General features: G+C 68.6%; 12 protein-coding genes. 8 read left to right on the top strand and 4 right to left on the bottom strand.

All coding sequences use genetic code 11. From position 1 onward, the window contains the following. Window positions 1-43 precede the first annotated feature (43 nt). Complete coding sequence (locus ABZS77_RS23575; RefSeq protein ID WP_354826535.1) at window positions 44-637, bottom strand: sigma-70 family RNA polymerase sigma factor; 594 nt, start codon at window positions 635-637, stop codon at window positions 44-46. A 434-nt stretch (window positions 638-1,071) separates the two neighbouring features. Here ABZS77_RS23575 and ABZS77_RS23570 point away from each other — a divergent pair, with 434 nt between their 5' ends. The 6 genes from ABZS77_RS23570 to ABZS77_RS23545 all read left to right on the top strand — a co-directional run bounded on the left by ABZS77_RS23570 (window position 1,072) and on the right by ABZS77_RS23545 (window position 7,215). Beyond that, window positions 1,072-1,878 (top strand): HAMP domain-containing sensor histidine kinase, encoded by an 807-nt coding sequence (locus ABZS77_RS23570; protein WP_354826533.1) that lies wholly within the window; start codon window positions 1,072-1,074, stop codon window positions 1,876-1,878. Continuing rightward, window positions 1,875-2,624, top strand: a complete 750-nt coding sequence (locus tag ABZS77_RS23565; protein WP_354826530.1) for a response regulator transcription factor — start codon at window positions 1,875-1,877, stop codon at window positions 2,622-2,624. The genes ABZS77_RS23570 and ABZS77_RS23565 overlap by 4 nt, the downstream gene beginning before the upstream one ends. 114 nt (window positions 2,625-2,738) lie before the next feature. After that, window positions 2,739-3,806: an ABC transporter substrate-binding protein gene (locus ABZS77_RS23560; RefSeq protein ID WP_354826527.1), complete on the top strand. Its 1,068-nt coding sequence runs from the start codon at window positions 2,739-2,741 to the stop codon at window positions 3,804-3,806. Beyond that, window positions 3,803-5,557 (top strand): iron ABC transporter permease, encoded by a 1,755-nt coding sequence (locus ABZS77_RS23555; protein WP_354826525.1) that lies wholly within the window; start codon window positions 3,803-3,805, stop codon window positions 5,555-5,557. The genes ABZS77_RS23560 and ABZS77_RS23555 overlap by 4 nt, the downstream gene beginning before the upstream one ends. Continuing rightward, window positions 5,554-6,696 (top strand): ABC transporter ATP-binding protein, encoded by a 1,143-nt coding sequence (locus ABZS77_RS23550; protein ID WP_354826523.1) that lies wholly within the window; start codon window positions 5,554-5,556, stop codon window positions 6,694-6,696. The genes ABZS77_RS23555 and ABZS77_RS23550 overlap by 4 nt, the downstream gene beginning before the upstream one ends. 387 nt (window positions 6,697-7,083) lie before the next feature. Beyond that, entirely contained in the window at window positions 7,084-7,215 is a 132-nt protein-coding gene (locus ABZS77_RS23545) for a hypothetical protein (RefSeq protein WP_354826521.1), read from the top strand. Between the two features lie 217 nt (window positions 7,216-7,432). Here the strand turns inward: ABZS77_RS23545 and ABZS77_RS23540 are convergent, their stop codons facing one another. Then, on the bottom strand, window positions 7,433-8,221 hold the full coding sequence (locus tag ABZS77_RS23540; RefSeq protein ID WP_354826518.1) for an SAM-dependent methyltransferase: 789 nt from the start codon (window positions 8,219-8,221) through the stop codon (window positions 7,433-7,435). Between the two features lie 323 nt (window positions 8,222-8,544). Here ABZS77_RS23540 and ABZS77_RS23535 point away from each other — a divergent pair, with 323 nt between their 5' ends. Both ABZS77_RS23535 and ABZS77_RS23530 read left to right on the top strand, forming a co-directional pair. Next, a complete protein-coding gene (locus tag ABZS77_RS23535) occupies window positions 8,545-9,117 on the top strand; it encodes a sigma-70 family RNA polymerase sigma factor (protein ID WP_354826515.1) in 573 nt (190 codons plus the stop codon). Continuing rightward, window positions 9,114-10,268, top strand: a complete 1,155-nt coding sequence (locus tag ABZS77_RS23530) for a hypothetical protein (protein WP_354826513.1) — start codon at window positions 9,114-9,116, stop codon at window positions 10,266-10,268. The genes ABZS77_RS23535 and ABZS77_RS23530 overlap by 4 nt, the downstream gene beginning before the upstream one ends. Window positions 10,269-10,286: 18 nt before the next feature. On the opposite strand, the gene ABZS77_RS23525 is transcribed toward ABZS77_RS23530, so the two are convergent. Both ABZS77_RS23525 and ABZS77_RS23520 read right to left on the bottom strand, forming a co-directional pair. After that, window positions 10,287-10,520: a hypothetical protein gene (locus ABZS77_RS23525; protein ID WP_354826510.1), complete on the bottom strand. Its 234-nt coding sequence runs from the start codon at window positions 10,518-10,520 to the stop codon at window positions 10,287-10,289. 172 nt (window positions 10,521-10,692) lie between these two features. Next, window positions 10,693-11,310: an alpha/beta hydrolase gene (locus ABZS77_RS23520; RefSeq protein WP_354826508.1), complete on the bottom strand. Its 618-nt coding sequence runs from the start codon at window positions 11,308-11,310 to the stop codon at window positions 10,693-10,695. Window positions 11,311-11,519: the final 209 nt, after the last annotated feature.

Raw genomic sequence — 11,519 nt, 5'->3', positions numbered from 1 at the left:
TGGGCACGTGTCGTGCACATGACGGCCGGGCAGCTACCCCGGTTCACAGCTGATCGGATTTTCTCGGGCGTGCCTCGCCCGCATCGCCGTTGCCGGTCGGCCGTCTCTCGCCTGCGGCTCCGAAATCGAAGCCCCGGCTGACGAGGGCCTCCCGCATGGCCCGCAGTGCATAGAAGGTGCGTGACTTGACGGTGCCGGCCGGTACGTCGAGCGCGTCGGCGGCCTCGGACACCGACCGTTCCCGGAAGAAGATCTCGACCAGCGTGATGCGTAGCCGCTCGGGCAGGGAGTCGAGCGCGGCCCGGACCTCACGCGCGTCGAGGAGGCGCTCGATGGCGTCGTCCTGCTGCGCATGATCGTCGATATAGTCGACCGGCAGCTCCGCCGGACGGACGTCGGCGGAGCGCATCTGGTCGATCAGGATGCGTTTGGCCACGGTGAAGAGCCAGGCTCGGTTCCAGTTTCCCTCGGCGTTACGCGCCTCTGGATTCCGCCAGGCCCGCAGCACCGTCTCCTGCACGATGTCTTCGGCTCGGTGAACGTCACCCCTGGTCAGGCGGGTCAGGAAGCTCAGCAGCACGGGCGCGTGGACCTGCTGCAGATGCCGCAGGGCTGCTACATCTTCGGGGCTTTCCATGCCCTGACCCGGACCGTCCGCTGGGGACTGGGCGCCAGCTGCCGTGCCGCTGGCACCGCTGACTTCTGGGGAGGGTCGCACGCGGCAAAGACTTGCACCGGGATTGCGGATTGTCTACTCAGTGACACTGACCGTGACAGTCTGGCCGGTGGCTGTCTGGGCTGTTCATCGATCGCGGCGAGGTGTCCGGTGGCGCACCGTCAGTCATCGATCACTCACGAAGTGTGACGATCATGTCGGGGCGTTCGGTTGATTGGCAGCCGGCCGAGACGGCACCCGACCAGCGTGAACTGTGCCGGGGTACGCGCCCGCCGAGCCGTTGCCCGGGGCAAGCTAACCTGACGTTCACTCGGCTGTAACACGGTCCCAAAATCTGCCACGTGCTCGCCGGACCGCGACCGTTCGGCGAGCCACCGATTCGAGGAGGGCCGACCATGGGCACCGCTTGGCTGGTGGCGGTGGCTTCCGTTGTCGGCGGTGTCGTTGGCGCTTTGATCATGGCGCTGAGCATGCGTCGCACAGCCGCCGCGAGGAGCAACGAGCTGGCGCAGCTCGAACAGTTGGTGGAGCGGCGGGCGGAGCAGGTGACCGCGCTGAGCCATGAGCTGCGGACGCCCTTGAGCATGATCAAGGGGGCGGTCGATCTATTGCGGGAGGGCACCCCGGGGCCGCTCACCGCTGCGCAGGCCCGCTTCCTGCAGGTCCTGGATCAGCAGTCTACGCAGGTCATCGGGCTGTGCGAGAGTCTGCTGATCCAAGCCAAGATCGAGGCCGGGCTGTTCACGCCCCACCTGGAGAGGGTGGACGTGTCGGTGGTGGTGCGTGAGGTGGTGACCGCGATGCGGCCGTTGTGTGTGCAGCGGCAGCAGCGCATCAGCCTCGACATGCCGCAGGTGATGCCGCGCATCCGGGCGGACCCGATGCTGCTGACCCAGGCACTGACCAACCTGCTGTCGAACGCGAGCCGGTTCACCACGACCGGCGGGAATCTCGACGTGCGGGTCATGCTGATCGACAATGGCGTGGCGGTGTACGTGTCCGACGACGGCGCGGGCATGAGTCAGGCGGAGCGGCAACGCCTGTTCCACCGCTTCGCCACGGGTCGGCCGCTGGCCGACGGCACCGGCCTCGGCTTGGTGATCACGAAGACGATCGTGGAGCTGCACGGAGGCGAGATCATGGTGCACACGGCATCGTCCCGGGGGACCACCATCCTCCTGACCCTGCCGGACCGGTCGTGACGCGCGCCGGCGAGCAGCCCGGGAGTGGGCCCACCGCGCTGGTGGTCGACGATGAGCCGCAGATGACGATCATCGTGGAGTTCGCTCTGCAGACCCAGGGTTTCACCGTCCTCACCGCCCACGACGGCGCTACCGCTCTGCACCTGCTGCGGACGCATTCGGTGGACCTCGTGGTGCTGGACGTCATGATGCCCACGATGGACGGGCTGGACCTGTGCCAGCGGATTCGCGCGCGCTCGGAGGCGCCCATCATGTTCCTCACCGCGCTGGCGCAGCGTGACGACATCATCGCTGGGCTGGAGCACGGTGCCGACGACTACGTCACGAAGCCGTTCCACCCCCGGGAGGTGGCGCTGCGGGCCCAGGCGCTGGTACGTCGCCGCCGGGGGTCGGGCACCACGATCCGGGTCGGTGAGCTGGTCATCGAGCCGGCCACCCAGACCGCGACATTGGCGCAGCACCGGCTCGACCTGCCGTTCACGGAGTTCAAGCTGCTGCACCACCTGGCGGTGCGCCGCGGCGTGCCGCAGTCGTGGCAGGACCTGCTGCGGGAGGTCTGGGGCACCACGGACCTGATCGGCGGACGAGACGTGGTGAAGTCCGCGGTGTACCGGCTGCGCTCCCGGCTCGCCGGGACACCGAACGGATCGGCGTACGTGCGCACGCTGCGGGGGGTCGGCTACCTGATGCCCGAGATCGCCGGCGGGACCGCCGAGGGCGGGGACGCTTCCCCAGCGGCTAGGTGACGGCGGCGTCACCAATACTTACACCGCCGTCACCGGGGCATCGTTCACACGCCTTTAACGTGGCCGTCATACCACTCGCATTGATTCGGGTGGCTCAGTAGGGGAGACCACGACATGGCGACGAACAAAATACGGGGCAACCGCGCACTGCTGGCGACAACGATGGCGGCTTCGCTGCTGCTGGGTGCGGCCGGCTGCGCCCGCGAGGGTGGTGCCGAGGCCAGCAAGGACAGCGGTGTGGCGCACGTCGTGTGTGGCGCCACCGAGGACTGGTGCGCGGCGACCACGAAGAAGTTCACCGAGTCCACCGGGGTGAAGGCCGACTTCGTGCGGCTCTCCAGCGGCGAGGCGCTGGCGCGCATCAAGGCCGGCAAGGGCAACGCGGAGTTCGACGTCTGGTACGGCGGGCCCGCCGACGGGTACGCCTCCGCCGGCGGCGAGGGTCTCCTGGAGCCGTACGTCTCCCCGAAGGCGAGTGTCATCCCGGACAAGTACAAGGACCCGCAGGGCACCTGGACCGGCGTCTACGTCGGCGCCCTGGGCTTCTGCAGCAACAGCAAGCTGCTGACGGAGCGGGGAGTCGGGCTTCCCGACTCGTGGACGGCCCTGCTCAACCAGAAGCTCGCCAAGGACATCGGCATCGCGCACCCGTCGACCTCGGGCACCGCGTACACGACGCTCTGGACGCAGGTGCAGCTGGCCGGGGGCGACGAGGGGAAGGCGCTGGACTACATGCGCAAGCTGCACCCGAACGTCCTGCAGTACACCAAGTCCGGCTCGGCGCCCGCTCAGATGACCGCCCGTGGTGAGGTCGCGGTGGGGGTCATCTTCGCGCACGACTGCGTGGCCACCATGGAGGCCGGCTTCCCCGACCTGAGGCTGAGTTTCCCGGCGGAGGGCACCGGTTACGAGACCGGCGGTGTCGCCCTGGTGAAGAACGCCAAGAACCCGACCAGCGCTCGCAAGTTCGTCGACTGGGCCCTCACCGCCGAGGCGCAGGAGGTCGGCCCGAGCGTCAAGGCGTACCAGTTCCCGACGAACCCGGACGCGAAGGTGTCGGACAAGGTCGTCCCGCTCTCCGGCATCAAGATGGTGGAGTACGACGCGGTGGCGGCAGGTAAGGCGAAGTCGGCGCTCAACAAGCGATTCGACGCTGAGGTCGCGCAGGCTCCGAAGTCATGACCACGTTGTTGTCCGATCCCGGGGTGATCACCCCGACCCCACCCGAGGCGGTAGCGCCGCGGCGGCGCCGCCGCCTCGGCGCGGGGCTGCGGATCCTGGTCGGGGTCTGTGCGGCGGTGGTGGTGATCGGTGCGGCGGTCCCGCTCGTGGCGGTGCTGGCCACCGCCTTCGCGCCGGACGCGCTGCCCCGGTACGTCGAGTTCTTCAGCTCATCCGTCGATCTCGGCATCCTGCGGAACACGTTGGTGCTCGGGGCGCTGGTCGGGCTGTGCGGCACCGCCCTCGGGTTCCTGTTCGCGTTCGTCCAGGCCAGACTGGATGTGCCGGGTAAGAAGATCCTGCATCTCATCGCCCTCATGCCGATCGTCAGCCCGCCGTTCGCGGTCGCCACCGCCACTGTGGTGCTCTACGGCCGGCGCGGCGTGATCAGCAACGGCGTGTTCGGGCTGGAGTACGACATCTACGGCCTCGATGGCCTGGTGTTCGTGCTGTCGCTGTCGCTGTTCCCGGTGGCGTACCTGGGCCTGCTCGGCATGATGCGGGGCCTGGATCCGGCATTGGAGGAGGCGGCGATGAACATGGGCGCCAGCCGCTGGCAGATCATGCGCCGCGTGATCCTGCCGCTGCTGGCCCCCGGGCTCGTCGCCCCGTTCCTGCTGCTGTTCGTGGAGGCGATCGCCGATCTGGCCAACCCGCTGGTGCTCGGTGGCGACTACACGGTGCTGGCCAGCCGCGCCTACCTGGCGGTCACCGGCGAGTACGACACCACCAGCGCCGCCGTCTACTGCGTGATCCTGCTGGTGCCGTCCCTGGCGATGTACTTCGGCCAGCGGTGGTGGCTCAACCGCAAGGTGCGCACCACCATCACCGGGCGACCGTCCGGCTCCGTGCACCTCATGACCGGCTGGAGCCGGTGGCCGGTGTACGCCCTGGCGCTGTTCGCCGCCGCGATCATCGTGAGCATCTACAGCACCGTCATCCTCGGCTCGGTGACGAAGGTGTTCGGCGTGGACAACACCTTCACCCTCGAGTACCTCAAGGAGGTACTGCTCGGGGTGGGAGTGGAGGCCGTCCTCGACACGCTGACGTTCGCGGTCATCGCCACTCCGATCGCCGCCGTCCTCGGCCTGCTCATCGCCTGGCTGGTGGTTCGGCACCTGCGACGTACCGCCTGGCTGCTCGACCTCGGCGGCACGTTGGGTGTCGCCGTGCCGGGCACCGTGCTGGGCATCGGCTTCGTCCTCGCCTACCGGCCCGAGCGGTACATCGGCGACTACCTGGTGTTCCCCAGCCTGGTTGGCGGCAGCGCCGTGTTCGCTGGCGCGATGGCCATCGTCGTGGCGTTCGTGATCCGTAGCGTGCCGGCCGGGCAACGGACGGCTGTCGGTGCGCTGACCCAGTTGCATCCGCAGATCGAGCAGGCGTCGACCGACCTCGGGGCCAACTCGCTGCAGACGTTCCGTTGGGTGACCCTGCCGTTGATCAAGCCTGCCCTGCTCACCGGGCTGAGCTACAGCTTCGCCCGCAGCATGACCTCCGTGTCGACCATCGTGCTGCTGGTCACTCCCGAGACGAAGATCATCACCTCGCAGGTGCTCAGCGCCGCGAGCACCGGCCGGTACGGGGTGGCATTCGCCTACTGCACGGTGCTGACCGTGCTCGTCCTGGTCGCCTTCGCGATCATCCGACTGCTCGTCGGTGGGGGCGCCGCACTGCACCGCACCGCCAAGTCTGAAAGGCCGAAACGATGACCGTCGCCGCGCCCACCGAGGCCGCTGCGCTCGCACCCGCCGGACGCGGTGAGGCCAGCACCGGACGCCTGCAACTCCAGGGCCTGACCAAGCGTTTCCGCAGTCGTCCCGGGGATGTCACAGCAGTCGACAGTGTCTCGCTCGACGTCCGGCCGGGGGAGTTCATCACCCTGCTGGGCCCGTCGGGCTGCGGCAAGACCACCACGCTGCGCATGGTGGCGGGTTTCGAGGACGCCACGAGCGGCAGCATCCTGCTCGACGGCAAGGCCATCGACGACATGCCACCGCAGCGTCGACCGATGGCGATGGTGTTCCAGAGCTACGCCCTGTTCCCGCACATGACCGTCGCGCAGAACATCGCGTACGGGCTGAAGCTGCAGCGGCGTAGCAAGGCCGACATCGCCGAGGGCATGCGGATGGCGGTGACCAGCATGAACCTCGTCGGTCTGGAGGACCGTAGCCCGCACGAGCTCTCCGGCGGTCAGCAGCAGCGGGTCGCGTTGGCCCGGGCGCTGGTGGTGCAGCCGAAGGTGCTCCTGTTCGACGAGCCGCTGTCGAACCTGGACGCGAAGCTGCGCGACGCCATGCGGACCGAGATCCGTCGCATCCAGAGGATGTTCGGGATCACCAGCATCTACGTCACCCACGACCAGGACGAAGCGATGAGCATGTCCGACCGGGTCGTGGTGATGAACAAGGGCAGGGTCGAGCAGGTGGCGACGCCCGGCGAGATCTACGCCCGCCCGGCCAGTGTCTTCGTGGCGGACTTCATCGGTCGGGCCAACTTCATCGAGACCGTGCCGGAGAGCATCGCCGACGGTAAGGCGACGGTGACGGTGCTCGGTCGGCGGCTGAGTGTGCCCGCCCACTCGACGGTGGTGGCCGGGTCGGGGGACGCGTACCTCATGGTCCGTCCCGAGACGGTGACGTTGTCCCCGGTCACCGACGGTGGGACCGGCGTGGGCGCGGTGCTGCGGTCGACGTTCCACGGGCCGAGCATCGACTACGAGGTGGAGACGACCGGCGGCACCGTCACGGTGACCGAGGCGGGCAAGGACCCACGGGATGCGTTGGCCGAGGGAACCCACGTGGACGTGACCATCGACGCGGACCGGGCTTACCTGCTCAACCGGGAATGACCCGGACGACGGCCCGCCGGCCTTCACACCGATTGTCGGCGGGCCGTCACCGGTCATCGTCGCCACACGCGCCCACCGGCATGCCCGCCAGGGGCGTCCGCCTCGCCGTCGAGACCCCGAGGCCATCGCCGTCTCCCTCGCCTACATCGCCGGGAAGCTCGGCATCCCGGACGGGGGAGTGTAGGCCGGACCAACTCGTGCAAGGCTACCGATGGTTCGGGTGGGCACGCGGTTGTTCCCTCAGGACACGACCTGCCCGAATAACGGAGCAACTCGTCCGTCTGCGCGAACTGGCACCCGGAGCACCGCCTTGACATTCAGTCCGTCCGGTGGCCAGCGTCAGCGAATTCGAATCGTCATGGCCTCGGCTCAGGGGACACCGACCTGTTGCTGCTCGACGATCTCACCAACTACCTGGACATCAACCACCAGGTCGAGTTGCTGCGGCTGCTGCGGAGACTGAACGCGGAGTCCGGCAAGATCATCGTCAGGCACGATCTCAACCTGGCCTGCCGGTAGTGAGACCACCTCATCGCGATGTCCGGCGGTGCGATCGCGCTGGTGCCCCCTGCTGCGCACCCCCGGAGCAGCCTGATCCCCGAGTTGGCCGGCCACCTTCTCGTCGGGACGCGATTCTCACTCCGCTTGCGGGTTCCGCGTCTACCGCCGCCCGAGCCGGGCCGGGACGTACCCGGGGATTGGCTCGGCTGCGGCACGCGTGTGGTGATCCGGCTGGTTATTCCAGCTGGCCCACACCGCAGTATGTGGCGAAGCGACGTGGGTCCTCGTCTGGTTCGACCGGCCAGTCGGGCCGCCACTCGGGCAGCTGGACCAGCCCTGGCGAAATGAGGGTGAAGCCGGTGAAGAGTCGTTCGATCTCCGGCCGGCCGCGGAGGGTCATCCGGGCGGTGTTGGCGTACCCCTTGTTGTAGGTGTCGCGCAGCGCCAGCGCGTCGGACCGTTCGTCGGAGGAGGCGTGCGACAGGGTGAGGTAACTGCCCGGGGCGAGCCGGTCGCGGTAGTGGGCGATGATCGGGGCTGGGTCGGTGGTGAGCTGGTGCAGCACGCCCACCAGCAGCACAGCGACCGGTCGTTCGAAGTCGACGAGGTCGCGTAGGGCCGGGTTGCCGAGCACGGTGTCGGGCTGGGTGAGGTCGGCGTGCACCACCACGGCCCGCGGGTCGTCGGCCAGCAAGCGCCGGCTGTGGTTCACCGCCACGGGGTCGATGTCGACGTAGGCGACGGCTGCGTCCGGTGCGAGCTGACCGGCGACCTCGTGCACGTTGCCGACCGTGGGGATGCCGGAGCCGAGATCGAGGAACTGCCGTACGCCGGCCTCGACGAGCGTGCGGACCGCGCGGCGCAGGAACGCGCGGTTGGCCCGCATGATGTGCCCGATGTCGGGCATGGCCTGCTCCATGCGGGCGGCCAGCGCGCGGTCCGAGGCGAAGTTGTGCGACCCGCCGAGGAAGTAGTCATAGACCCGTGCGGGGCTGGGCGTGTCGAGATCCGGGGCGAGATCCATGACGCCAGTGTCCTTCCAAGGGCCTGTTCCGCGCTGCCCCGGTGGGGGCGAGCTGGCCATCTGTAGGCGCTCTCGTGCCGATCCTGGGGGAGCGGCTGGGAGCAACTGGCGATGCGGCGTCTTGCTTCACCGCGCAGTGCTCCGCGGTTCTGCGCAGCCCTCGCCGGGACGCCACACTGGCCCGACGCTTACCGCGCCGCAGCCGCTCGTACCGCCGAGCGGTCGCTGTTGGGCGACTGCCTGCCGTCGGACCTCGGGGCCCGAACACTTTCCCGCCTGATCGGCAATGTCAGGGTGAAGCGCGGACTTTGCCGAGGAGGGCCATGGCTTCGGATGCGGATTTGATAGGCCGGTCGCTGGATGGCGACGTCGACGCCTTCGTAGAGGTGGTCGAGCGTCACGAGGCCGCGGTCGGTTCGTACCTCGTTCGCCGGGTCGGGCGGGATGCGGCTGAGGACCTCCTGGGCGAGGTGTGGGTTGCGGCGTTCGAGTCGCGGCGATCGTACGACCGGTCGTACAACGATGCGCGGCCGTGGCTGTACGGGGTGGCGTTGAATCGCTTGCGGCGCTACTGGCGGTCCCGCCCGGCCGAGGACCTGGTCGCGGACGTGCCGGACGTGGCTACTGGATGGGATCCGTGGTCGGCGGTGGACCTCGGCGTGGACGCCCGGGCGGTGCTCCGGTCGGCCCTGACGCTGCTCAAACCCGAAGAGCGGGAGGTCCTGAGGCTCGTCGCCTGGGAGGACCTGACCGCAGCCGACGCCGCGCGGGCACTCGGCATACCGGCCGGCACGGCGCGGCGGCTGTTGAGCCAGGCCAGGTCGGCACTGCGCGACGCTCCGGGGGTGTCGGCGCTTCTGAAGGACCGCAACAGCGCGAAGGAGAGACACCGATGACCGACGAGCTCGATCTGGTCGGTGCGTTGGGCAGCGCAGAACCGCTACGCCCGGAGGCGTATCAGCGGGCGCGGGCGGTGCTGCGGGCGGCTATGGCCGACCCCGGAACCGTGCGGCTGCTGGGCGCGATATCAGCGGAGGACACGACTATGGAGGCGACGTCAACCATGGAAACGACGACAACCACGCGGGACCACGAATCCAGCCCGGCGCTTCAGCGCCGCCGCCGGATCGGTATCGCGGGCCGATGGGCCATCGGCGCCGGGGTGGGGGTCGCCGCCGCGGCGGCAGTCGTCGCTGTGGTGCTCTCTTCGTCGGCGACCGGGGGTACCGGGGGCTTGGAGGCCGGCAAGGATTCGGCAGCTGCCAGCTCGGGCTCGACCACTGTCGACGGGTCGGCCGAGCGGGCGCCGCTGATGGCCCTGGCCGGGTCCATCAGGACGGTCACCCCGGTGGCGGGTGACGCGTGGCTGGTGAAGGCGACGCAGGTCCACGGCACCAGGACCATGCAGGTCGTCTACACGGTGTACACCGATAGTCACGCGATCTATACGGGCAACAGCGTGAAGGACGTCAAGCGTGCGATCGTCCGTCACCAGGACCAGATGACGGACGGCGGCTACGCTCCGCTCCTCACGGCAGCCGTCGCCGCGGCGGACAGCAGCCCGGCCGACGGCCGGACCCAGATGCTCAAGGCAGCCAAGGATCCGCTGGTGGGCCTCGACCCCGCAGCGCAGAAGGCGGTGTGGGACAAGCAGCAGGCGGACGTCCAGGTGATCATCAAGCAGAAGGGCGGCGACGCCGAGCCGAAGCCGTACAGCCCTCAGGCCGTTGAGCGGCACTTCGACAACGCCCTCTGGACGTACAGCACCCAAGCGCTGTCCGCTGGCCACGGCAATACGGAGGTCCGAGCCGGTGTGCTGCGTCTGCTGTCCACCATCTCCGCGGTCAGCGTCACGAACTCGACCACCCACGGCAAGGCCACGCTGACGATCACCGCTGGCCCCGAGGTGTTCGGCGGCCAGGGCAGCGAGGTGCTGACCATCGACGCCGCGACCGGCATGCTGGTCAAGGACGTCTCCACCGTCCCGGGCCTCCCCAAGGCCTCCACGACCTACGAATCCTCCCGCGTGACGAAGGCCGACCTGTAGGTCGGGAACTCCCACCCCCTAGCATCCCGGCAGACGGGCGTAACGCGCCCAGCGATCGATGATCTGTGCGCCACTGTCCTTCGACGTCCGGCCGACCGGCTTGTCGGCCTTCGCCTCACCCTCGTCGTCGCCGCCCTTGTTCGGCCCGTTGCACGGACACGTGTCCGCCTCGACGACGAGATCGTCGAGAGCCACCGTGTCGTCGAAGACGCCCTTACGGTCGTCAGTCCTTGCCGTGACCTCCATCGTCACGAGAATGGCTCACTACTTAAGGAAAATGCGGCTGGAGTGCTGGGCTCTTCGCCGCGATCCAGGTCAGCGAACGGCGCAGCTGGTCGGGCATTGCGTTCCGGGCCGGGTGGGCGACGGCGAGATCGGCCGTCGTTCACCCGCCCGCCCGGAGACTCCGATTAACGCGGCCCGCTCAGCCGAAGAACGCCCTCAGGTGCTGGACGAGCACCTGAGTCTGCTCCTCCACGAAGTAGTGCCCGGTGTTGTCGATCTGCACCAACTGCACGTTGGTGGCCTGCTGGGTGAGCATCGCAGCAAAGTTCGGGTAGAAGACGTCGTGGGCGATACCGAGGACCGGGATGGTCACCCGCGCGTACGTCTCGTTGTCGATGATGTCCTGGCCCAGCGCCTTGTACCAGCCGTTGCCGCCCCGGATGGCGTCCGGGGTCGAGTACGCCAGGGCGTAGACGGCCCGGTCGAAATCGTTGATGGCAGCCTTGTTGACCAGGAGGTTGTCGAACATCCAGTCGACGAGGAAGCGGGACCGGCCCGTGACGAGCTGCTCCGGCAGTTGCGCCACCTGGTTGAAGGCGAACCACCAGGGGTGGAACGGGGCACCCGGCGCGGGCAGCATGCGGAACTCGTAGTAGCTGCTGTTCGGGTGATCCACGTCCAGCATCGCGATCTTGTTGACGACCGCGGGGTGGTTCGCTGCCATGCTGTAGGCGACCATTGACCCCATGTCGTGACCCACGACGTTCACCTTGGCGTAGCCCAACGCCCCGGCCAGCGCCGCGATGTCCGCCGCCAACGGGCATGCTCACCCTCCGACTGGCCCAGCGATGTGACCGACATCTGGCCGTCGACATCGCCGCCCTCGCCGTGCGCACCACTACCGAGCGGCTCGCCGGCCACCAGCACGTGGGACACCAGCGCCCGCCACCACAGCCGCGCCCCCGCTGGATTCGCCCGTTACCTCGACACATTTACCGACGCCTGACCGCAGGCCGAGCGAACCAT

The organism is Micromonospora sp. NPDC005298, from assembly GCF_040607375.1.
GTDB lineage: Bacteria > Actinomycetota > Actinomycetes > Mycobacteriales > Micromonosporaceae > Micromonospora.
The sequence above is the reverse complement of the archived record's forward strand: the minus strand, read 5'-3'. Positions and strand labels throughout refer to the sequence as shown.